The sequence below is a fragment of the Shewanella atlantica genome, assembly GCF_003966265.1.
Taxonomy (GTDB): domain Bacteria; phylum Pseudomonadota; class Gammaproteobacteria; order Enterobacterales; family Shewanellaceae; genus Shewanella; species Shewanella atlantica.
The window spans coordinates 270,983-294,684 of record NZ_RXNV01000001.1 but is presented as its reverse complement, the minus strand read 5'-3'; the positions used below and the strand labels follow the sequence as shown (position 1 = coordinate 294,684).

General features: G+C 43.1%; 20 protein-coding genes and 1 other RNA gene. 15 read left to right on the top strand and 6 right to left on the bottom strand.

Going from position 1 to position 23,702, the window contains the following annotated elements; all coding sequences use genetic code 11:
* Positions 1–345: 345 nt before the first annotated feature.
* Together EKG39_RS01185 and ffs are read left to right on the top strand one after the other, a co-directional pair.
* Entirely contained in the window at positions 346–666 is a 321-nt protein-coding gene (locus EKG39_RS01185) for a ComEA family DNA-binding protein (protein ID WP_126503450.1), read from the top strand.
* Between the two features lie 167 nt (positions 667–833).
* An RNA gene (gene ffs, locus EKG39_RS01180) (signal recognition particle sRNA small type) lies at positions 834–930 on the top strand.
* Positions 931–1,058: 128 nt separating this feature from the next.
* Here the strand turns inward: ffs and EKG39_RS01175 are convergent.
* The 5 genes from EKG39_RS01175 to dinG all read right to left on the bottom strand — a co-directional run bounded on the left by EKG39_RS01175 (position 1,059) and on the right by dinG (position 5,885).
* Complete coding sequence (locus tag EKG39_RS01175) at positions 1,059–1,328, bottom strand: late competence development ComFB family protein (RefSeq protein WP_126503448.1); 270 nt, start codon at positions 1,326–1,328, stop codon at positions 1,059–1,061.
* 294 nt (positions 1,329–1,622) lie between these two features.
* The gene (locus EKG39_RS01170) at positions 1,623–2,315 is read right to left on the bottom strand and encodes a DUF2057 domain-containing protein (RefSeq protein ID WP_126503446.1); all 693 of its coding nucleotides are present in this window, start codon (positions 2,313–2,315) and stop codon (positions 1,623–1,625) included.
* A gap of 50 nt (positions 2,316–2,365) precedes the next feature.
* Entirely contained in the window at positions 2,366–3,034 is a 669-nt protein-coding gene (locus EKG39_RS01165; RefSeq protein WP_126503444.1) for a primosomal replication protein, read from the bottom strand.
* The gene (locus EKG39_RS01160) at positions 3,031–3,804 is read right to left on the bottom strand and encodes a sulfite exporter TauE/SafE family protein (protein WP_126503442.1); all 774 of its coding nucleotides are present in this window, start codon (positions 3,802–3,804) and stop codon (positions 3,031–3,033) included. The genes EKG39_RS01165 and EKG39_RS01160 overlap by 4 nt, the downstream gene beginning before the upstream one ends.
* Before the next feature lie 8 nt (positions 3,805–3,812).
* Positions 3,813–5,885, bottom strand: coding sequence for an ATP-dependent DNA helicase DinG (gene dinG, locus EKG39_RS01155; RefSeq protein ID WP_126503440.1), 2,073 nt, complete (start codon positions 5,883–5,885; stop codon positions 3,813–3,815).
* Positions 5,886–6,042: 157 nt separating this feature from the next.
* Between dinG and EKG39_RS01150 the strand changes: the two genes are divergently transcribed.
* From EKG39_RS01150 to EKG39_RS01105, 10 genes are all read left to right on the top strand, one after another.
* A complete protein-coding gene (locus EKG39_RS01150; protein WP_126503438.1) occupies positions 6,043–8,466 on the top strand; it encodes a DNA polymerase II in 2,424 nt (807 codons plus the stop codon).
* A 229-nt stretch (positions 8,467–8,695) separates the two neighbouring features.
* Positions 8,696–9,916 carry a porin gene (locus EKG39_RS01145; RefSeq protein ID WP_126503436.1) on the top strand — a complete coding sequence of 407 codons (1,221 nt, stop codon included), beginning with the start codon at positions 8,696–8,698 and terminating at the stop codon, positions 9,914–9,916.
* A gap of 834 nt (positions 9,917–10,750) precedes the next feature.
* Positions 10,751–13,369, top strand: coding sequence for a TonB-dependent receptor (locus EKG39_RS01140; RefSeq protein ID WP_126503434.1), 2,619 nt, complete (start codon positions 10,751–10,753; stop codon positions 13,367–13,369).
* Positions 13,370–13,493: 124 nt separating this feature from the next.
* A complete protein-coding gene (locus tag EKG39_RS01135; RefSeq protein WP_126503432.1) occupies positions 13,494–14,450 on the top strand; it encodes a class I SAM-dependent methyltransferase in 957 nt (318 codons plus the stop codon).
* A gap of 594 nt (positions 14,451–15,044) precedes the next feature.
* Complete coding sequence (locus EKG39_RS01130) at positions 15,045–15,827, top strand: DUF3450 domain-containing protein (protein ID WP_126503430.1); 783 nt, start codon at positions 15,045–15,047, stop codon at positions 15,825–15,827.
* The gene (locus EKG39_RS01125) at positions 15,827–17,182 is read left to right on the top strand and encodes a MotA/TolQ/ExbB proton channel family protein (protein ID WP_126503428.1); all 1,356 of its coding nucleotides are present in this window, start codon (positions 15,827–15,829) and stop codon (positions 17,180–17,182) included. The genes EKG39_RS01130 and EKG39_RS01125 overlap by 1 nt, the downstream gene beginning before the upstream one ends.
* Positions 17,182–17,706: a MotA/TolQ/ExbB proton channel family protein gene (locus tag EKG39_RS01120; protein ID WP_126503426.1), complete on the top strand. Its 525-nt coding sequence runs from the start codon at positions 17,182–17,184 to the stop codon at positions 17,704–17,706. The genes EKG39_RS01125 and EKG39_RS01120 overlap by 1 nt, the downstream gene beginning before the upstream one ends.
* A 13-nt stretch (positions 17,707–17,719) precedes the next feature.
* Positions 17,720–18,124, top strand: a complete 405-nt coding sequence (locus EKG39_RS01115) for an ExbD/TolR family protein (RefSeq protein WP_028768254.1) — start codon at positions 17,720–17,722, stop codon at positions 18,122–18,124.
* A 1-nt stretch (position 18,125) separates the two neighbouring features.
* On the top strand, positions 18,126–18,746 hold the full coding sequence (locus tag EKG39_RS01110; protein ID WP_126503424.1) for an energy transducer TonB: 621 nt from the start codon (positions 18,126–18,128) through the stop codon (positions 18,744–18,746).
* Between the two features lie 2 nt (positions 18,747–18,748).
* On the top strand, positions 18,749–20,008 hold the full coding sequence (locus EKG39_RS01105) for a tetratricopeptide repeat protein (protein ID WP_126503422.1): 1,260 nt from the start codon (positions 18,749–18,751) through the stop codon (positions 20,006–20,008).
* A 64-nt stretch (positions 20,009–20,072) separates the two neighbouring features.
* Here EKG39_RS01105 and EKG39_RS01100 read toward each other — a convergent pair whose 3' ends face one another.
* On the bottom strand, positions 20,073–20,582 hold the full coding sequence (locus tag EKG39_RS01100) for a diguanylate cyclase domain-containing protein (RefSeq protein ID WP_126503420.1): 510 nt from the start codon (positions 20,580–20,582) through the stop codon (positions 20,073–20,075).
* A 123-nt stretch (positions 20,583–20,705) separates the two neighbouring features.
* Here EKG39_RS01100 and EKG39_RS01095 point away from each other — a divergent pair, with 123 nt between their 5' ends.
* From EKG39_RS01095 to EKG39_RS01085, 3 genes are all read left to right on the top strand, one after another.
* Entirely contained in the window at positions 20,706–22,556 is a 1,851-nt protein-coding gene (locus EKG39_RS01095; protein WP_126503418.1) for a DUF885 domain-containing protein, read from the top strand.
* A gap of 185 nt (positions 22,557–22,741) precedes the next feature.
* Positions 22,742–23,020: a peptidylprolyl isomerase gene (locus EKG39_RS01090; RefSeq protein WP_012141926.1), complete on the top strand. Its 279-nt coding sequence runs from the start codon at positions 22,742–22,744 to the stop codon at positions 23,018–23,020.
* A gap of 22 nt (positions 23,021–23,042) precedes the next feature.
* Positions 23,043–23,579: a GNAT family N-acetyltransferase gene (locus tag EKG39_RS01085; protein WP_126503416.1), complete on the top strand. Its 537-nt coding sequence runs from the start codon at positions 23,043–23,045 to the stop codon at positions 23,577–23,579.
* The last annotated feature ends 123 nt before the right edge of the window (positions 23,580–23,702 follow it).

Below are 23,702 nucleotides of genomic sequence, written 5' to 3'. Positions count from 1 at the left end.
TAGTTACGCAAAATAAATTAGATTGTGCATTTATTACGGCTACCTCCAAATAATTAGGTGATACATGTCTATTTTTACTCTGTTTCGTGACTCGTCATGCGCTCCGATATCATTAAAGGATCTGATTGAGTTTCAAAACGGGGCTTTGTTGAGCCTGTAGCTGTGAATGTGAAAATTACCAATAAATCAGAAAGTGTGAGCCAGGCGTTGTTTTTGGTTGGGTTAATGGGGCAGGAATCAATTGTTGGCAAGAAATGCGCTATTGATCTACATTTGTAAAGTGGCCAGGGAATAATGGACTGATGGCCATAAATTAATGGAATACTCACAAGAAGGAATAGAACCATGAAACACACAGTTATTACTGCGTTATTTGCTGCTGCACTCCTATCTCTGAATATCAACATTGCTGAGGCTGGCACCACTAACACTAAGAGCGCTGAAGTCGGTGTTGTGCAATCACAAAACCAACATCAGAGTATCAACATCAATACCGCTTCAGTTAAAGAGCTGGTCTTGCTTAATGGGATTGGTGAGTCTAAGGCAAAAGCGATAATCGATTATCGTACCAGCCATGGACAGTTCGATTCAATTAACGATCTGGCCAAAGTGAAGGGCATAGGGGAAAAATTGGTTGAAAAGAATAAGGGGGTGATAACTTTGTAGTCGAACAGATCCATGAAAGGGCACTGTTTACCGATATTTGCTTATAGAAACAGCAGTCGATACGGTTCTCGAGATATGTTTAGTGCAAAGGCTTGATTGCTGGGCGAGCATAGTAGATAATGCTCGCCGTTCTCTGAGGTGTTTGTCTCGAGAAAGCAATGGTGACCCTAGGGTCCCCCCGCAATGATAACCTGTGAACTCGGCCAGGCCCGGAAGGGAGCAACCGCAGCAGGCGACTCATGTGCCGGGGTGCGGCTCTAGGGGAGCCTCCAAACTCCCCCTGATTTACCTATATCTCCTTAAATTAAATAACTTTTCTCCTTAACTTTGAGTTATTGAATTTAGTCTACTTGTACAATTGGTGTGTACCACCTCAAAGCGATTGATTGAGATCAGTCTTTTTCTTTGTTTAAGTTAGCCTTTAGAAAAGCACGCGATTTTTCCAATGCCGTTTGGATCTCTGACTTCATTTCTGCCAGTTCATTGTAATCTTCGAAGAAGTAGGTATCGACCAAGTGACGAATGTACCTTACCGGAAGCTGATTGAGTGTGACACAGCAAAGGTCAGCAAGATAATCGGCGGGTAATTCATCTAACAAGCCTTCATCGGATAATAGTTCTATTAAGAGTACTTCGTAATAATTTCGAATTTCTAGTTGCATAGAGATGCTCCATGATAATTATCGTAATTGCTATTAGCGAAAAAGTTGCTGACCTTTAGTTTGCTACCATAATCGATTTGCAGCAATAGATATTTCACCCGGCCTTTTTGATAATTCTAGTGCCAGTTTGCGATAACTGCCTCCTACATATGGCAATGATGCAAAACAATGTCTGTGTGGCTAGACTGCTGGTAGGATCGGAAAGGCTTGTTTATTGAAATGTTTTGTTGAGAGATGAAAACGCCAGCCTGTAGTGGCTGGCGTGTTAGAAGAGGTTATACCAATCGGTATTAATTAGAGCTGCTTAATAGCCCAGCTCATGAACTCTTTACGTGTCTCTTGATCTGCGTGCAACCACCAGTACTGCAGCATTTGCTGAGCGTGTGCAGCATCGCTTGCTTTATCACCTATGGCCGGAACAGGTGTGATACCTGCGTCAATAGGTGCAGGTTTACTGACTGGTGCTGTAGTGGTTGTGGATGCGATAACTGCACCACCCGTTGCTGCAGTTGCGACACTGGCAACATCCTGTCCGTTTCCGCCACCAAAGAGCGTATTTACGAATGAATCTTCTGTGAATTCGGTTTGCTCGACTTTATAGCTAACCTGACCTTTATCGCTTCGAGTTATTACTACCTGGGGGGATTTTGCAAAAGATTTTGGTTTTTTGACAAAATTGCCATCGGCGGGTTTTAGGCTGTATTCATGATCGCCATCTACTGCAAGGGTGATGATAAATGGTGATGATTTAACAAAGCTTTCACCGTCACTAAAAGCATCCTCTACCATGTCATGGTAGCGAATTGCGATTTTATGAGTGCCATTGCTCAGGTCAAGTTCGGACTTATGATTAAACAGGCTGGTCTCTATTTTCTTCCCATCGATGGCAAGGTATTCGAATGCCATTGGAATATGCAGGTTGGCAGCCAGAGCCGATGAGGAACCAAGCAGAGCTATGATTGCGGTGATTGGCTTGAGTGATTTCATTGTTGCTCCTTAACGATAATAATTCGGATATATAGCCAAACTGAACGGATCTAGTATCTTCGATTGGTTTGTCTATAAGGGCGTTCAAATGCCTGAATACGCTCTTCTATATAACTGATAGCTTGTCGGCATTTACCTAAACGTCGATGAACTAAAAGGATTTCATTTTGCATTTTGATTTTGTCAGCACTATGACAGTTTTCGAGTTCAGATTGCAAACTTTCAATTTTCTGCTCAAATTTCTTCACCCAATTATGGTGTTTATTTAGCTCTTCATAGAGTTGATGGCTGTTTTGCATCACGCCTGCTGCAATCCAATTGAAGCCGCTGTCATTATGGGTTTTCTTACGGCGACTACGAGCTTGTGCGATGCGTGCGGCTTTTTGTTGTTCAGCCGATTTAACCCCAAGCGTGGTTGTATTTAAGGCTCTTCTTACCGCAGTGAACCTATCTTGTATACGCTCACAACTTAAAGCGATTGTGCTTGCCGATAAGCCACTTCTGAGTAACTTTTCTAACTGTTGAATACTCTTATTTATCTGCTCAATACAAGGCTTAAGTTCTGCACCTGTTTGAATGAAAAGCTCATCGTTAAAGCGTTCAGTGTCCTGAAGTAACCGTCTCTGTCCTTTGGGCAGTACAGCGTCGTGTTGAAGCACTTCTTGCTCTAATTGCTTATGTTGGACTCTTAATCGTTTGAGTAGTTCATTTGTATTCAAAACCAAGCACTCCAGGCAAGTTTTGCCGCGATCAATAGTACGATAGTGACAAATACGGGTCTGATGAACTGCACCCCAAATTTTATTGCAGATCTTGCACCAATGAACGAGCCTAACATCATGCACAGTCCCATAGAGAGACCAATTACGACGTTGACCTTTCCCAGAGCAAAAAAGATAAACAGTGAAGTGAGGTTACTGGTGAATGTCATCGCTCTGGCTAAGCCACAGCTGTGTAGAAGAGGGAGACGATGATAGGTAGTGCTGCTTATTGTCCAAAAAGCGCCGGTACCGGGACCTGCAAAACCATCATAAAATCCCAGTATTACACCTTGGACCCACTGCTTAAGAGTAGTCGCCGGCTTTTTCAAGGGAGTAAAACTGTGACAGCCCATCGCATTTGGTTGTAACAGAGTATAAATCGCAATGACGATGATAATTACAGGCAACCACTTTTCTAACCAGCTCTTATCAATCAGATAAACGATAAATGTGCCTGTAACGGCGCCGATAAAGGTGGCAATAAATGTTTGGTACCAAAGGCTTGGTGTGAAGAGGTTCTTGCGATAATAGGTAAATGCAGCCATAGAGGAGCCAAAGCATGCCGCTAATTTATTCGTTCCCAGAGCTAAGTGCGGTGGGATCCCTACAGTAAGTAGTGCAGGGATAGACAATAATCCCCCTCCACCGGCAACGGCATCAATAAAACCTGCGATGAAGCCAATGCCGGCTAATATGGCCCATGTTGAAGGTTCAAACAGTAAATCCAAAAGTATGCCTATTCAATTACGCGGCGAAAGGGAGGTAGAGCATCCAGTAACGATTTACCATAGCGTTTACTGACAAGACGTCTGTCTAAAATCGTGATGCGGCCATAGTCTTGCTCTTTACGGAGTAATCTACCACAACTTTGTATCAGTTTACGCGATGCGTCGGGAATCGTCAGCTGCAGGAAGGGATTACCACCTTTTATTTTAATGTATTCTGCATGAGCCTGCTCTACGGGAGAGGTAGGTACAGCGAAAGGGAGCTTAGTGATGATCAGGTTGGTCAGATATTCACCAGGTAGATCGAGTCCTTCAGAGAAGCTTCCGGTTCCAAAAATGATACTTGGCTCATTTTCATCACAACGCTTCTTATGATTGGTTAATATTTGTTGTCTCGATGCAGTACCCTGCAGCTGCAATCCGGTCTTTATTTTGCTTTCAACAAGATCTGCGACTTTTTCCATCTGCCAATAGGAAGCAAATAGCACCAGAGTTGCTTGCTCGCCATCAATTAATGCCAGGATCTGTTCTGCAAGCTCTTCAGTATAATTGTCATCTGTAGGCTCAGTGTTCATCTGAGGCAGGAAGAGTGTGGCATTTTGCTCGAAATCGAATGGAGAATCTAAGGCAAGATAGCGGCTGCCGTCGTCGATAGATAGCCCTACCTGGCGGGTGAAATGGTTGAAGTTGTTCAATGCCCGCAATGTCGCACTGCAAAGTACAACACCTGCTGCTTTATCCCAGAGTAATTTCTCCAGCATGAAACCCACTTCGATTGGAGATGCGTTAAAAAGGTAGTCAGTTTGTTTGCCGGTGATGAGTTCAATCCAACGTGCCATAGGGGCACCTTTGGGATTATCCTCCTTCGCCATCATCTTCCACAATTTCTGTAGGTTTTCTAATCTTTGCAACATGAAGCCGGTTTCTGTGAGTAGTTGCTCAGACTGATGTTTAGGTATATCACCGTCTTTAATCGCTTCACTGAGTAATACCAACATCTTATTAAACTGTTTCAGCGCTGTTGTAGAAACCGTGGCTAAGTTTTCAGCTTGTATCAATAAGGCTTCGGGTAACTTGCCATGTTCGAACCGGATACGATTTTCGGGGTTATCGAAACGCTTGGTTTGAGAGTCGCAATAGTGGGCTATCTGATTCAATAAACCAGTCAGATCCGTTATATGGTCCTGCATCGCCTGAGCAGGGGCGATGATATGGTTACTTTTTATTTGATTTTGTAACTTACTACTGGTTTTATCTATTTTTTCAAGCCAATCGATGGCGCCCCTTAATGTTGATTGGGCACTGGAGAAGTCTCTAGCCACCATAGGCAGATGGTGGGCCTCGTCGATAATGTAGTAAAGCTCTTCGGGATCGGGAAGAATGACACCACCGCCTAACTCCAGATCGGCAAAAAGCAGGCTGTGGTTAGCAATCAGCACATCCCAGTTGTCGATATCTTCTCTGGCTTTGTGAAATGGGCAATTTCGATGGCTGGCCAATTGGCGGTGACAACTGTGTTTATCACAGGCTATCTGCTGCCATAAATGGTCGGGTAGTTGCGAGGTCAAGGTATCCCTTTCGCCGTTCCACTTCCCCTCATGATAGTCTTTTAACAGGGCTTGTAACTGTTTTACCTGACTATTATCGGGCTTTGTTTGCCACATAGCCATTTGGGTGCCGTTGTCGGCGCCGATGAGCATCTCGAGCTTAGACAGGCAAACATATCTCTGCCGGCCTTTTACCAGACCGAAAGTAAAATCCAGTTCAGATTGTGCGAGAAAAAACGGCAAGTCTTTGTGTAAAAGCTGTTCCTGAAGGGCAACTGTTGCCGTGGCAATACAGACTTTCTTCTTACTGGCTAATGCAAGTGGAATCGAGCCTAATATGTAAGCCAGAGACTTTCCGATCCCGGTTCCGGCTTCAACAACTATGATACGCCTATGTTTATCGTATTCACCGGCCAAGGTTTTAGATATCTCTGCGACGATATAGTTTTGTTCCCGCCTGGAGCGGAAGTTGGGTAGCGCCGCAGCAATACCTTTATATATAGTACGAATTTGAGTTTTTACGTCAGCAGATAACATGCGCATACAAAGAGAGAAATAGAGCTGTACATAATAACAGTGATTGCATAGCCTTAACTAGAAATATTTAGTTTATTGAGTAATACATTATCAGATTTGGTACTAGCACCGGTTACCAACGAAATGTGAGTCAGGCATCGAGGCTTGTTTAACTGTTATGAATAAAGAGATAAACCCCAATATTGCGTTAAAGGGAAGGGTGCTTTCACGGCATGTTGTTCAAGAGCCTGCTTCATTATGGCTGCATTATTATGTGAAAACTGAGAATGGCTCTGTTTTGGTTAAGGTTCCTCAAGCTGAATTTATCTGTTTTTGTGCCACTACTAACCTGAGCAGCTTGCTTTCAATACCCGCACTCGGCGTGGTGAGGACCAAGGCGTTAACCTTACATAGCTTCGATTTGGACAAAGTGACAGCTATCTATTGCCAATCAAGACAAGGTTTCAGACACCTGATAAAAGGCGCTATCGACCTAGGAATTGCTCTTTTTGAGGCAGAAATCAGACCCGAGCAACGCTACCTTATTGAGCGTTTCATCGCACTAGATGGCGAATTTATGGGACATTATGCTCAAGCCCTACCCTCAGCAGGCCTACCGGTGTTTATCGCTCAGCGCGCAAGAGCAAGCTTCCTCGATATCAAATTAAAATCAATATCTCTGGATTTTGAATGTAGCTTCAATGGTGAGCTATATTCGGTGGGACTTTATGGGCGTGATGGGAATGGGGATGAGTATCGAAAAGTGATCATGGTAGGCCAGCAGACGACTCAGGCTTTTAATGCGCAGCCCGATGGAGATTTTAATCATATTGTCGACGATATCCAGTGGGTGAGTGACGAGAAATCACTGATTGTCGCATTGATAGATTGGTTTGCTGATTATGATCCCGATGTGATTATTGGGTGGGCCGTTGTTACTTTCGATCTGGCTCTGCTGTATAGAAGAGCCAAATTTCACCGTATTGCTCTGACTATTGGCCGCGGGGCTAGTGAGCTTGGATGGAAAGTTGCAGATAAATATCGACCTGAAACCCTGACTTTACCTGGTAGGGTCGTGCTGGACGGCATCGACTGGCTAAAAGCGGCATTTTATCGATTCGATAGTTTCTCTTTAGAGTTTGTCAGCCGGGCATTATTGGGTCGCGGTAAGGCAATCCATAATGTAGAAAATAGAGGAGAGGAGATCACCGAACTTTTTCACCATAATAAGTTGGCATTAGCCCACTATAACCTTAACGATAGCCGTCTGGTCTGGGATATATTTGAGAAAACCCAGCTATTCGATTTTGCTATCGAACGTTCCAGGTTAACAGGTCTGGAGTTAGGCAGGGTTGGCGGGTCTGTCGCCGCATTCAATAACCTCTATCTCCCTCATCTTCATCGAGCGGGTTATGTCGCCCCAGCTATGGCAGTGAGTCAGGGGCTCGAGAGTCCCGGTGGCTATGTGATGGACTCTATACCTGGTTTATATCGGGATATTGTGGTTTTGGATTTCAAGAGTCTTTATCCCTCCATTATTCGTACTTTCTTAATCGATCCTAAAGGGTTAATAGAAGGACTTTCATCACAGGAGTCCGATACCGTGGACGGTTTTCTGGGGGCAAAGTTTAGTCGGCGCAATCCCATCTTACCGCAATTGATAAAAACCTTAGCTGAGCATAGGGAGGAGGCAAAGACTGAACACAACGCCCCGCTGTCTCAGGCGATAAAAATTATCATGAACTCCTTATATGGTGTACTGGGATCGAAAGGTTGTGTATTTCATGATGCCCGCTTAGCTAGCTCTATAACTCTCAGAGGTCATGAGATCATGAAACAGACTAGGAGGTGGATTGAGGAGTTGGGCTATCAGGTGATTTATGGCGATACCGACTCAACCTTTGTCTGGTTGGGTGACAGAACTCCCGAAGCGGAGGTAGATGCACTTGGGAAAAAGCTGGTGGAAGTCGTTAACCTAAAGTGGAAAGAGAAACTTGCAGACGAGATGAAGCTCGACTGTTATCTCGAGTTGGAATTTGAATCTCATTTTGAGCAGTTCTTTATGCCGACATTGAGGGGGTCATCTGAAGGGTCAAAGAAACGATATGTGGGAGCCTATACAAAAGCCGATGGTGAGCTCGAATTGATCTTTAAAGGCATGGAACAGGTGAGAAGTGATTGGAGTCCATTAGCCAGAAGGGTACAACAAGAGCTTTATTTTCGTCTTTTCTCTAAGCTTGACGTTGTCTCTTTCTTGCACGGCGTTATCGATGATCTGAAGCTGGGTAAGCTAGATGATGAATTAATATTTACCAAAAGGCTGCGAAGAGATATCAAAGACTACACCGCTAAGTCATCGCCGCATGTCAAAGCAGCTCAGAAGATGTGTCAATCTACCGGGGATGAGCAATATGCCAGAAAAGGCACCAAAGTTGAGTATCTGATCACGCTTAACGGGGCCGAGCCGGTGAAGTTTCAAAAGTCGCCGATAGATTATGATTACTATATAAGTAGGCAACTCTTCCCTGTTTCTGATCCCGTACTTACCATACTGAAAGTTAAATTCGAAAGTATTGCGTCTAATCAGTTGCCGTTAATTTAGCTGAGCGCATCTTAATGTGGTGTTGTGGCTATGTTGCGAAACGGTGCTTTACTTGCTGTAAAAGGGTTTTAATGGTGTTTTCGCTGCTAAAAACCGCATTTTTTGTGACATTCCTCTTTGAGTGATTACTAATATTTTGTTAGTCTCAATTGCAATCAGGAAGAAATAAAACAACGGAATGACACAAAATAGAATCAAGCAGACTGAAAACATTAAGGTTAGACATCACATGAAAAAGACTCTAGTAGCATCCGCATTAGCAGCCGTTATATTTGTTCCGTCGGTATCGGCAATCGAGATCTATAAAGACGACAAAAATGCCGTTGAGATCGGTGGTTTTATTGATGCGCGCGTAATCAATACTCAAGGTGCTACAGAAGTGGTAAACGGTGCATCACGCATCAATTTTGGTTTTACTCGTGAAATGAGCGATGGATGGAAAGCATTCACAAAGCTGGAGTGGAGTGTTAACCCATTTGGTAACAGTGAAATCAATTACAACAATGACAGCAGTATTTTTTCTTCTGACAGTGATGAGTTTATTCATAACCGTCTCGGTTATGTCGGTTTAGGTCATGATACATACGGTTCACTTACTATAGGTAAGCAGTGGGGCGCTTGGTACGATGTAGTATACAACACCAACTATGGTTTTGTATGGGACGGTAATGCGGCTGGTGTATACACATATAACAAAGCCGATGGCGCGATTAATGGTGTCGGACGTGGTGACAATACCGTTCAATATCGTAATGCCTTTGGTGATTTCAGCTTCGCAGTACAGGCGCAGCTAAAGCAAGATAGCTTCGAAATTAATGAATTGGTACCAAGTGCAGGTCCGTTCCAGGCAACTGAACAAAACTTTATGGTATCTGGTGGCTTAACGGGTACAAATAGCAGTAGCGTTACTACCGTTGAGTACAACAACACATATGGTGCAGCTGCAACATATAATGCAACAGAGCAGTTGACATTCACTGCCGGTTTCAACCTTGGTGAATTCGAAGCGACGACTTCACAAGGACAAAAGTTTACCGAAACTGATTATATTTATGGTGTTGGTATCACTTGGGGTGGGTTCGATAATGATGGCCTATATGCTGCGGCGAACTTCAACAAGAATGAATACCATGATACAGACAATATCGGTCGCATGATCCCGGAAGCTTATGGTGTTGAAACTCTGGTTTCATACAAGCTTGAAAATGGAATTCGTCCATTCATTTCATACAACATCTTGGAAGCCGGCGATGCCTACCAGGCCATGTACGGCGGAGATGTATTTAAACGTCAGTTCGCCGTAGCAGGTGTTCACTATGTTTGGGATGCAAACACAGTGCTGTACATCGAGGGACGCAAAGACTTCAGTGACTTCACTGGTAGTGAAGAAGCTGCAATGTCTATCTCTGAAGATGACGGCGTAGCTATCGGTATCAGATACACACTATAAGCTTGTTATAAATAAAGCTTGTAATAAAAAAACGCCCTTTATGGGCGTTTTTTGCTTTTACCAATACTGCTTTTACTTTATTTAGTTAATAGCTGAGCAAATAGAGTGGGGCTATCAATTATGTGAGAACCTTTGAATAAGCTCTGCAACTATCCCTTTGACTACGATTAAGCGACCTCTTTTCCTATTATATATAATCAGCACATGCACCTCTTCTATATAAAATAAGCAAAAAATGTCGGTTCTCTTATATTAGCCATATCTATATACCACCTTCACGAACAAGTTAAAGCCGCTTTGTCAAGCCTTGAGCCCTTTTCAATTTAAATTTATAAAATGAATATAAAGCGAGTAAAACATCGATTCCTACTGATGGCGTAACGAAAGGTTTACACATGTTATTCGGGTGTTAACTTTAGGGGTAATTGATTAAATAGCATCGACTTCTTCACTAAAGCAAAGCATATTCCCGTGCTCTTGCTATCCACTTCTCTTATTACTGCTTAAATATCAGACTAATGGTTAGTTAACGTGTTGTTTTTTTGGAGGTTAATTTGTTTTTTTCTGCTGAAGGAGAATGCAAGCAGACCTCCTTAATACCTGGTTTATTAAAAACACCTAATGGAGAACTATCTAAATAATTCAGTTTTTTACAGCTACTTGTATACAAATTAATCGAATGAATATCACAGCTGTAAAAAAAACTATTGATTTGTTGATTAAATGTTTCAGGTATGGTCTTATTTGTTTGCGAGTGTAGCCAGGTGTAACACATTGTGTTCATATGGATACATCTCATAATAAAATAAAAAATAGAGTCCAGGGAGAAACAACATGTATAAGAACAGCTTACTAGCTAATTCAGTGCGTTTCGCACTAATTAGTGGTGCTGCAGCAACAGCTGCATTAACAGCTCCGGCAGTTTTCGCGGCAGATGAGTCTGCAGAAGTAGAACGAATTGAAGTAACTGGTTCACGTATTAAGCGTAGTGACCTTGAAGGTGCATCTCCTGTAACAACCATTACAGCCGATGACATGAAGGTTGAAGGTAACTTTACTGTAGCCGATGCGCTACGTAACAGTAACCTTAACTCTTTCGGTTCATTCTCTGAAGCGTCAGGTAGTTCTTGGCAGTCTCAAGCAACAATTAACTTACGTGGCGCAGGTTCAAGCCGTACTCTGGTTTTGATCGATGGCAAACGTTTCCCTGGTTCTCCAACTATGGGTGGCGCATCGGCAAACCTTAACGCTATCCCTATGGCTGCCGTTGAGCGTATCGAAATTCTAACTGATGGTGCATCTTCTACTTATGGTTCTGATGCGATTGCTGGTGTTGTTAACATCATCATGAAGAAAAATTACCAAGGCATAGAGTTTAATGTTGGTGCTGGTGCCCGTGAACGTGATGACGGCATGACGAGTAAAGAGTTTGGTCTCGTTGCCGGTTACGAGATGGATAAGGGTAATATTACCTTTGCATGGGATCATCAGGATCGTGAAGGTATTGCCGATGGAGCACGTGACTATACTGCCGCGAAGATGACCGATCATAATAATGATGGTATTATTCAGGCGTACGAAGAGACTGATGGTTGGTCATATTTCGGTGCGACAATCGCTTCACCTGATTGGGCGACTACACAAGCTTCACCATTATGTGGTGATTTAGAAGCGCAATATGGTTCAGATGTTTTCCAAACCGTTGCCGCTGATAACGATTGGTCTCCTGGGTCTGAGTACTGTATGTATGCATATGGTAATGTCTCTTACAATAAAGCATCTATCGACCGTAACACTGTCTATGTCGATGCAAACTATGAAGTGTTTGAAGATGTTGAGTGGTTCGGCCGCGTTATGTTCACCCAGAATGAGTCGTTTGGTCGTTATGCACCACCTGCAGCGACTTGGGATAATATGGCTGCAGATAATCCACATAACCCATTTGGTGAAGAGACTACAGGTCTGTTCCGTTGGGTAGACATTGGTACTCGTGATGGTAACAGCAGCGATTATAACCAAGATTACCTGACTGGCCTTCGTGGAACTATCAGTGCATGGAATGATGCAACTTGGGAAGTTTACTACCATTACAACAAGGCTGATAACAAAGATATTGGTGAGTATTACCTAAGTAAAGGTGGATTAGCCCACAACATCGCGAATGGAATCGATCTAGGTTCAGAGCAAGGCGTTGCTAATATGAAAGCGACAACCTTGACTCAAAATAAGGCAATATTCCACCAGTATAATGCGGGTATTGGTTTTGATGCGTTCGAACTACCGGGTGGCGAAATTGCTCACTACGCAGGCATGGAATATTTCACTCAAGATTATTCATCAGTTTATGATGCTCAATCTGAAGCGGGCTTAATCGGTGGATCCGCTGGTAACTCTGCAGGTGGTGATCGCTCTGTAACTGCTTTCTTCTATGAAGTCGCAATGCCAGTCGTTGATTCAGTTGAAATTAACCTAGCTGCTCGTTACGATGACTACAGTGATTTTGGTGGCAACTTATCTCCTAAAGCTTCTGTTCGTTGGCAGGCTCTTGACAGTGTAGTGGTTCGTGCTTCTTACTCTGAAGCATTCCGCGCACCATCACTAGACCAACTCTACGCGGCAACTTCGTTCAGTGCCGAGGACGCTAGAGATCTACCTATGTGTGACGCAACAGGTAGTGCAGGTTGTGATGAGAGACAGGTTGATACCTGGTATAGTGCCAATGACCAATTAGGTCCAGAGAGTTCAGAGTACCTAAACTTAGGTGTTGCATGGGATATTACTGATAGCTTTGGTATGAAGGTTGATTACTTTAAGCTTGATATTACAGATGTTATTAGTACTCGTAGTACAGAAGCTGTTATCGAGGGTATTCATGATGGTTCGATTGCAACAACTGATACATTCTATGTAGACCGAGCTCCAACTACTGATGGATCATTAGGTCGCGTATTAGAAGTAGGTACTGGTTATGATAACGGTTCTGGTTTCACTATCGAAGGTATTGATGTTGGTTTAAATGCAAATGTTGAAACTGAGATGGGTGACTTCGCATTTAACTGGTCTAACAGTTTTGTTCTTAGCTACGATGAAGAGCAAAGTGTTGATGGTGAGTTGAAGTTAGTGGATACTGCCGGTACGAATGATCAGCCTGATTATAAGTCTGTGTTTACTACAACATACAGCATGGGAGATCACCGTGTTGGTTGGAACATGAATTACACTTCGAGTACAGAAGAAGAAAGATCAGACGGTACTATGGATGAGCGTGATTCATGGTTAATTCATAATATTTCATACACTTATGATATTGGTAGCTTTGGTATCGTCATGGTTGGTGTGAATAACTTGACTGATGAAGATCCAGTATTGAGTTCTAAAGGGAAGTATGAGAACCCTGAGCTATATAACAACTACGGTCGCGAATATAAAGCTTCTTATACAATTAAGTTCTAAACATAGTATCTAACTAAGTTCTTCTTAATATAGTATTTAAATTGAAAAAAGACCCGCAAGGGTCTTTTTTTTTAGTGTTTTTCTGTATTATCTTCAAATAATTACAATAACGAGAGTGTGTAGTATGAATAACCATTGGAGTGATTATTGGGAACAGGGGCATTTGACCTCTTTTGGTGAGAGCTTTACCAGTAATTATACCGGCGTGCTAAATGATATATGGACACCTAGGTTCGCAGAGTTAACAAGTGACTTTAAAGTACTGGATATCGCGACGGGTAATGGTGCTTTACCCTTAATGATGAGCGACTATCTGAAAAATCGGTCAGTTGAGGGCGAGGTGATAGGTGTCGATCTGGCGAATATTAAGACAGATATTAGCTCAGTTAAGCTGGCTGAGAACCTTAATATAAAATTATTATCAAATATTGACTGCATCAAACTTCCTTTTGAGGATGGACAATTTGAGCTGGTCATATCCCAGTTTGGAATTGAATATGCCAATCTTAAAAAAGCGGTCCCCGAAGCGTTAAGGGTGCTCCGCACTAAAGGGCGACTAGCTTTAGTTATGCACCATAAGAACTCGCTAATTTTAAGACGAAACCGTCGAATATTGTCATTAATTAAATCTGATGAAATTGAAGATATATTCAATTTACTCAGTGGGATAGTTGACAAAATGGGAGAGGTGAAGAGTAAACAGGATTTAGATAGAGCCAAGCAAGACCAGAGCTGTGAAGCCCTCAGGAAGCAGCTAAATACGTCGATCGGTATACTGGCCGAACGGGACGAAGAGGCCCTTAAAGATTGCGAGCTATTAAACTATGTCGCAACTCTATTTCAGACTGGCTTGTTTTGGAAAATGGATAAAAAGCAGAACTATATTGAGTTTGCAAGACAACAGCTAAAAACCCTCTATGTAAGGCTATCTGAATTGGCCGATGCGGCGCAATCTGAGAGCTCTTTAGCGGAGATTATTAATCTGATTTCACTGCATGATGCTTCATTGGACCACCTTTCATCGGTCATTGATGAAAACAGGGATGTTTTGGGCTGGAATTTATTGATAACAAAACAATAGTTCATCTAAGGATGGTCTATACTCGTGATCTTAATGTTTAAACTCTTGATTGCCTCACGTCTCTTTTATTGAGAATGTGTGATCTGTGGTTGAACAGCTGATTTGCGCTTTGCGACATAAGATTAAAGGGTATAATTAGGATGGTTTTGACAATAATTTACCCGGTATAGCAATGTAAATGTATACTGGTATAACCAGCTTTCGTTAATGGTATGTTAAATCTGGAAATATAGTGTTAACAACTTAAATGACAGTAAAAACAATCACTAAGGGGTGGGTTGTGGTTTTTTTTATTAGTCTCTTGTTAATGTGCTTTTTACTTAGTTGTCTAAAAAACTCCCTTTTGCTTGTTTTCCATCCTTTAAGCTCGTTTTCTACTAGTTTTAGACCGCTTCAATTGTTGACACAGGTCAACATTTTGTGAAATGATGCCAGCGGTGCTACGCCTTTGACGGCGTAGAAAAATAAGATAATAATTAACAATCACAAGAGAAAGACATACTTATAAACTGGAGATTCCTGCAAATATAAGCAGAACTCCATGTTGTTAATAAGTTAAACCTTTTTAATTTTACTTCAAATTGGTTGGGAACTATGTCCAAGGTAAGCAATAAAACAAAAATCGCTACAGCGCTCGTGGGCGCACTAGCCTTAGCCGGCAGTAACTTAGTGATTGCCGATCCTCTTTCTGACGTTCAGAAGGCTGACAGCAAAATTCACGCTGAAGCAGCAACATCTCAAAAGAAAGTAGATAAGTACTTTGACCAAGCTCAGGACATGGTGTTCGAGTATGGTTCAGTTGCAGATGAGCGTGAATCACTAAAGTCTTATAACGATTACGTAGCAGGTCTGGTTGCAGACCAAGAAGCTACTATGAAATCAATTCAAGATGACATCAACGGCGTTGACGCACTTCGTCAAGGTGTTGTTCCTCTAATGTTTAAAATGGTTGATGCGCTAGAACAGTTTGTTCAGCTAGATCTTCCTTTCAACACAGAGACGCGTATTGAGCGTGTAAACAATCTTAAAACGCTTCTTAACAGCGCCGAAGTTACACTGGCTGAAAAGTATCGTCTTATTCTTGATGCTTACAGCATCGAGCGTGAATACGGCGGCTTTATCGCAGTTAAAACTGGTCAGTTAGAGCTTGATGGTAAAGAAGTCTTGGTTGATTTCTTTAACTTAGGCCGTGTTGCCCTTTATGCTCAGAGCTTAGACGGTAGATTAGCTTGGATGTATAACGATGAAACTAAAGGTTGGGATCAACTAGAAGATAGCTATCTTCGTGAAATCACCAAAGGTATTCGAATTGCACGTAAACAGGGTGCACCGGATCTATTCTCGTTACCAATTCCTGCTGCGGAGGCTGCACAATAATGAAGAAGTTAATTACTACAGCAATCGTTGCTGCAACCCTGTCATTATCTTCAGGTATTGCTAGCGCAGCTGACGCACCTAAGTCTATTGACCAGCTTCTTAAGCAGGTTCAAACAGACCGCGCAAATGCTTCTAAAACAAACAAGAAGCGCGAGCAAGAGTTTAAGAATGAGCGTGGCGATAAAGCCGCAATTCTTAAGCGTGAAAAAAATGCACTCGCTGCCGAAAGACAGCGTGGTAAAGACTTAAACCAGGCATTTTTGGATAACGAACGTAAAATCGGTCAGTTAGAAGAAGATCTTAAAACAGCTCAAGGTGACTTGGGTGAGATGTTTGGTGTTGTTAAAGGTGATGCAGGTGATTTCGCTGGTAAGCTAGCGGGTTCTAACATCTCTGCACAGTACCCAGGCCGTGATGTTTTCATCGCCGACCTTGGTGCCCGTAAGCAGTTACCAAAAATCGACGAGCTAGAGCGTTTCTGGGAAGAGCAGCTGTTCGAAATGGCTGAGTCTGGCAAGGTCGTTCAGTTCGAAGGCGCGGTTACCGATATCGATGGTAGTGTTCGTAACACAACAATCACTCGTGTTGGCCCATTCAACCTTTTAGCCGATGGTAAGTACGTTGTATTTAACGCAGACCTAGGTTTGATTCAGGAGCTTTCGCAGCAACCTGACAGCTACCAAGTTAAGACAGTTGCACCATTTGAAGGTACAACTTCTGGTGCGGCTAAGCTTTATATTGACCCGGTTAAAGGTGTGCTACTGAACATCTTTACTCAGAAGGCTACTATCGAAGAGCGTATCGAAGCAGGTGGAACCATTGGTTACATCATCATCTGTCTACTTATTCTCGGTGCTCTAATCTCTATCGAGCGTCTAATCACGCTTGGTGTTGTTGGTGCTAAAGTTAACAGTCAGCGTAAAGACTTGGAAAATCCAGGTAACAACGCACTCGGTCGTGTACTCAAGGCTTACCAGGACAACAAAGATGTTGACGTTGAAACGCTTGAGCTGAAACTTGATGAAGCGATTCTGAAAGAGACGCCAGCGCTTGAGACTCGTATCTCTATCATCAAGGTTTTGGCTGCTATCGCACCTATGATGGGTCTGCTTGGTACCGTAACCGGTATGATTGCAACCTTCCAGAGCATTCAGTTGTTCGGTACGGGTGATCCTAAGCTTATGGCTGGTGGTATCTCTATGGCACTTATGACTACGGTTCAAGGTCTGGTTGCTGCACTACCGCTTATGCTTATGCATGCTGTTGTTATTGCACGTAGTAAGTCAATCGTACAAGTTCTAGAAGAGCAAAGTGCGGGAATTGTTGCTTCACACGCTGAGAAGAGGAAAGCCTAATGTTATTCCTGATGGATATCTGGGATTCCGTCAGGGGCTTCATGGCCGCCGGGGGCGACGTCCTCTGGTTAGTGGCTGCTGTATTGTTTGTCATGTGGGTATTGATGCTTGAGCGCTACTGGTATCTTAATTGGGTATCACCAAAAGAGCACAAAGCAATCATTAGCGCATGGGAAGCGAGAGAGGATTCAACCTCTTGGTATGCACACCGCATCCGTGAAGCTTGGGTATCCCAAGCGAAGCAAGATTTAACGGCACGTATGCTGCTTATCAAAACCTTAGTTGCTATCTGTCCTATGATAGGTCTGCTAGGTACCGTAACCGGTATGATATCAGTATTCGATGTGATGGCAGTTCATGGCACGAGTAATGCTCGTATGATGGCAGCTGGTATTTCAATGGCGACCATGCCGACGATGGCTGGAATGGTTGCTGCGTTATCTGGAGTATTTTTTAGTACTCGTCTGGACGCAAAAATGAAAATCAGTTTAGCTAAGCTAAAAGACAGTCTGCCGCACCACTAGAGAGAGATTGAACATGGCACGTAGAAAGCATTCTAGCGTAGAAGAGGAAGCTGAGATTGATATGACACCGATGCTCGACATCGTGTTTATCATGCTTATCTTCTTCATTGTAACAACATCGTTTGTTAAACCATCGGGTCTTGACTATAACAAGCCTGAAGCGTCTCAAGCGACGAAGAAGCCTTCAGCTAACATCTTCATTGGTGTGAGCAAGACTGGCATCATCATGATGGAAAATCGTCAGGTTGATATCGAACGTGTGACTGCAAACGTAGAACGTATGCTTGCAGAAGCACCTGAAGCTGCTGTACTTATTCAGGCCGACCAGGAAGCGAAACATGGCTTAGTGGTTAAGGTGTTGGATAACGTTAAAGCGGCGGGTATCGATAAGATATCTGTATCGGCGGGGAACGAATAATATGCTGAGAGGAATAGTATCATTCATCATTGGTGGTGCTGTGACTTTTGCTTTGTTTGTTTTCATGGCGTTTTTGGTAGGTGGCGGTCCAACCCGCCACGATGCCTCGACAGAAACACCTGTCATTGAAATTACCATGAACAAAGATGATGCATCAGCACAGAAAAAACCAAGGGTTAAGCCGAAGCCGCCAACGCCGCCGGAGCAGCCACCTAAGCCGGATGTGACTCCGCCTGACAGTTCATCTGACATAGATACAAATATGTCATTTAACATGGGTGGTGTAGCAGCAGGGGGAGCCAGTACAGGCTTTAAACTGGGTAACATGATGACACGTGACGGTGATGCTACACCTATCGTTCGAATCGAGCCTCAGTACCCAATAGCAGCAGCACGTGATGGTAAAGAGGGTTGGGTACAACTTAGCTTTACGATCAATGAGCTCGGTGGTGTTGAAGATGTGAAAATCATTAAGGCTGAACCGAAGCGTTTGTTTAACAAAGAAGCAAAACGTGCGCTTAAAAAGTGGAAGTACAAACCTAAGATCGTAGATGGCAAAGCATTGAAGCAACCTGGTATGGCTGTTCAACTTGACTTCACCTTAGATAAAGGAGGCAGATAACGATGCGTAAAGTCAGTTTTAAATCGACTAGTATTGCAGCAACTTTACTGCTCTCTTTAGGTGGAAGTTTAGCTCTGGTACCAGCAGTTAATGCCGCTGAAAAATGTGAAATCGACACGCGTAAGTCTAAAGCTGTTGGTCAATCCTCAGCCAAGAAAGTGCAAAAATCTTTCAAAGCTTACCAAGAGGGCGACATCGACGCTGCTATCGAGGTATTACTTGAAGCTGATCCTCGTCATGACTTTGATAAAGCGTATATTGCCCGTATGTTGGGTAACTTTTATGCAGAGAAGTCTCAGATGGGCACGGCAATCAAGTATCTCAAGACTGCCGTCGATTTTGATGTATTAGGTGGAACTGACACTGCTGCGACTTTGCGTCTATATGCCGATCTCTTATTGCAAGAGAAGAAGTTTAAAGAAGCGATTCCGTATTATTACAGATGGATGGAGTTTACTTGTAAACAAGAAGCTCAGATATACCGTCGTATCGGTATCGCATACTCTGAACAGAAGAACTGGAATAAAGTTCTTGAGGTTGCAGACAAAGGCTTAGCCATCAGTGACAAACCCGATAAAGGCTTGTACCAGATGAAGCTAACGGCTTACTTCAACCAAAAGAAGTATCCTGAAGCGGTTAAAGTGTTAGAGACCATGGTGCCACTTTTCCAGGACGATAAACGTCTATGGGTTCAGTTAGCTCAGTTCTACCTGATGACTGAAAAGTACACCAAGTCACTTGCCACTTATGATTTAGCGTATAAGAATGGATTTTTAGAGACTGCGGGTAACATTACTCGTTTGACTCAACTGCTTGCACAGAATGGTTCGCCATACCGCGCTGCAAAGATCTATGAAAAGCATATGAAATCTGGCCTGATAAAAGAGGAAGAGAAGACTCTTGCGATTTTAGCCGGTTTCTATCATAACGCTAAAGAGCTTAAAGAAGCGGCGCTGTATTACGGCAAAGCGGCTGAAGCTGGTAATAATGGTAAGTACTACCTGCGTCAGGGGCGAATTCTCTCCCTCGATGGCAAGTCTAAGTCAGCTATTCCTGTTCTTAAGAAGGCACTAGATGCCGGCATTAAGCACCCAGGAGAAGCGCAGTTTGAATTGGCATTGGCCTATCTTAATCTTAAGCAATACAAGTCCGCTTATAAGCGCTGTAACTTAGCGATTAAAGATGATAAGACTGCCCGTTCAGCGAAAGGTTATATCTCTTACATTAAAGAGAAGGCTCGAATTCACAACGTAACTTTGTAAATTTGTTCCAGAAAAAGGCCCCGAAAGGGGCCTTTTTTTTAACCAAATTTTACTCTGTTGATACTTATTGTAAGTGCCTAAGCTCAATGTTTTTGTTTTTCTCACGTCCCAACTCATGGCTTAGACTCTCAACATCTTTAAATATGATCTCAATATTGAGATCTTGTTCTGGCGTGCAGATGCAGCCGGCCAATTCATAATCAACATGGCTGGTATGTTGTTTACCATATTCAAGGTTGAACTGTTTAATCTTGTCTTCAATTCGTTGCAACACCACTTGTGTGCCTGTTTCATCGATATTGAATAAACCTAATGCAAAGCTGTTATTGTTGAGTCGCGCCACCAGATCTGTTGTCCTGAGAATGGCTTCTTGTACTTGCTTCATAAAAAATTCAAGCAAATGAGGTTGCTTAACTGTTTCATGTATGTGCGGGCAAAGATACAATAACGCCAAACTTTGGTGATCTCTTATATGGCGATGCCACTCACGGTTAAAGACCTCCATAAAGTAGGTTTGGTTATAGACACCAGTCTCAGGGTCTCTGAATCCTGAGTTACGAAAAGAATAGATCATTGGTTACTCCTTTCCCATTAGCACAAACTTTTAGGGGGGCTAATCACACGATCAAGTTTTATCAATTGCTATAAGTATAGAAAATAACAAGCATTTGCACAGAATATTAGAGAGAGGGATTTAATGAAAAGAGCTTTACTTGCGGTATCGATTGGATTGGTACTAGGCCTAACAGCTTGTTCAGATAGTGAAAAAGCAACTGGGGTGTCTGTTAACGCACAAGCGGAAATAGCACAAAATAACCAAGCAAAAGAAGGTCAAGCGATTAAGAGTGAGGCTGTCGAGCAGGCTTATTTGACCCTCGTGGATAATTTCTTTAATGACTACCTAAAACTTGAGCCTATCTATGCGACGTTTGTTGGTGTTAACGACTACAATGACCAGTTCGGTGGTGATCTGACCGATGAGTACCTTAAAGCCCGCCACGAGTTTAATACCAGTTATTTGAAACGTGTGGAACAGATTGATAGAAGCCAGCTCTCTCCCGCTCTACAGTTAAGCTACGACATGTTTAGTTATGATCGCAATGTCGCCTTAGTCGATGAAACATTCCCGTCACGTTTTATGCCTATGAATCAGTTCTACAGTACTGTGATAAGCATGGTACAACTCGGCAGTGGTGAAAGTGCTCAGCCTTTCAATACGGTAGAAGATTACGATAATTGGGCTTCTCGTCTCTCTGGTTTTATCAACTGGACTAAGCTTGCACAAGCGCGAATGGATGAGGGGATAAAAAGTAAAGTTGTCCTGCCCCGAATCTTGGTTGAGCGCATCATTCCTCAACTGGAAGCACAGTTGGTAAATCAGGCCAGTGATAGTTTGTTTTATACGCCGGTGAACAATTTGCCGGAAAGCTTTACTCAAGCACAAAAAGATGAGATCACAGCAAAGTACACTCAGCTGATTAATGACGATCTATTGCCTGCATTAACCTCGTTGAAAGAATACTTTGCAACAAGTTACTTGCCGGTTGCTCGAGCCAGTGATGGGTGGTGGGGGCTACCAAATGGTAAAGTCTGGTATCAGCATCTCGCTAACTCACACACGACGACGACTATGTCAGTCGATGAGATCCACCAAATTGGTTTAGGCGAAGTTGCCCGTATTCTGTCCGAGATGGACAAGGTTCGTCAGCAGGTGAAGTTTGAAGGCGATTTAACGGCATTTTTTGCTTCATTGTCTTCTGAACCTCAGTATTTCTTCACTGAACGCCAGGGCTTAATAGACGGCTATATGACGCTTAAAGATAAGATTAATGCGGAGCTGCCTAAATACTTCAATATTATGCCTAAGGCTGATTATGTGGTTAAGCCTGTAGAGAGCTTTCGTGAGCAGTCAGCTGCGGGGGCATCATACGAGTCGCCAGCGGTTGACGGCACGCGTCCGGGGGTGTTTTATATTAATACCTTCAACCTAAAAGCACAGCCTAAATGGGGAATGACTACGCTTTCTCTGCATGAGGCGGCGCCGGGACATCACTTCCAAATTGCCATTAAGCAAGAGCTTTCGGGTGTACCAGAATTTCAACGTTTCGGTGGCTATACGGCCTTCGAAGAGGGATGGGCGCTTTACGCTGAATACTTAGGTATTGAAATGGGCTTATTTGAAGACCCTTATCAATACTTTGGTAAGTTATCCGATGAGATGCTTCGCGCTATGCGTCTGGTTGTCGACACGGGACTGCACGCTAAGGGATGGACACGTGAGCAAGCGATTCAGTACATGAAAGATAACTCGCCCATGGCCGAGTCGGACATCATTGCCGAGGTCGAGCGTTATATGGCCATTCCAGGTCAAGCCTTATCGTACAAAGTTGGCCAGTTAAAGATCCTGTCGTTGAGAGCCGAAGCTGAGAAAGCCTTAGGTGATAAGTTCGACTTGAAATCGTTCCATGACCAAGTATTGACTTCAGGTTCTCTGCCTATGGCCGTGATGGAGATGAAGATAAATCATTGGGTTGAAACTCAGAAGTAGTCGTCGACTCTTCGTTTAGCCGGAACTATTGAACTTTTGTTCAGTTGTTCATATTAGTTCAGGTTATTCATATTAATGCTTTTTAAACCCAGCGAATGTTTTATACTAGCTGGGTTTATTTTTAGTTCATTTGCTTTGACCACGATAGTGGGCGAGCAAACGTAATTTACGTTAGGAGTTATAACATGGTACAAGCCACTGCAAGACATTTACTCGTAAGTACTGAAGTTCAGTGTGAAGAGCTTAAGCAACAGATTTTGGCTGGCGCCGATTTTGGTGATGTGGCTAAAGCTAACTCATCTTGCCCATCGGGTGCTCAAGGTGGCGATCTGGGTTCTTTCGGCCCAGGAATGATGGTTAAAGAGTTTGATGAGGTGGTATTCAGTGCACCGCTAAATGAAGTTCAGGGACCAGTTAAAACTCAGTTTGGTTATCACCTGCTTGAAGTAACCAGCCGCGGTTAATAACCTTACAGGGTTATTTATTATGCTCGAGCTTTATACCGACAGATTAAAAGTTCGCTCCTTGAATCGTGATGATTGGAGCGACTTTTTATCGATTCACCAAGACCCTATGATAAATCAATTTGTCAGACGGCCCGATGATATCGAGACCCTGAAGGAAAAGTTCGAGCATAGATTGGCCCCCTGGTCCTATAGCTCCGGAGATTGGTTAACCTTAGTCATCGAAGAGTTGGAAACGGGTCGCTTTATCGGTTTTACCGGACTCTATTGTAAAAACCTAGATTTTGGGCATGCCGAGGTGGGCTACATGCTAGCGACAAAAGGCCAAGGAAAAGGTTATGCAACTGAGAGTCTAAAAGCTGTCATAGACTGGGCAGTCCTTAGTTTCAGTGTCCATAAGTTTATCGCTCTTTGTGCCAAAGCTAATGTGGCTTCAGCCAAAGTACTGGAACGAAACGGTTTTCAATTAGAGGGGATACTCAGAGATAACTATAAAGTCGACGATATCTGGATTGATGATTGTAGTTACGGCTTACTCAGCGAGGAGAGAACAAGCTAACTTAGTTCGATAACTTTCTCGTTAACTTCACCTGTCAGATACCTCTTCTCCTTATAAGCTTCAATCCCCATATTTTGATACTCGCCATTCCTTAATGCATTCTTATATAGTTTGTTTACCTGT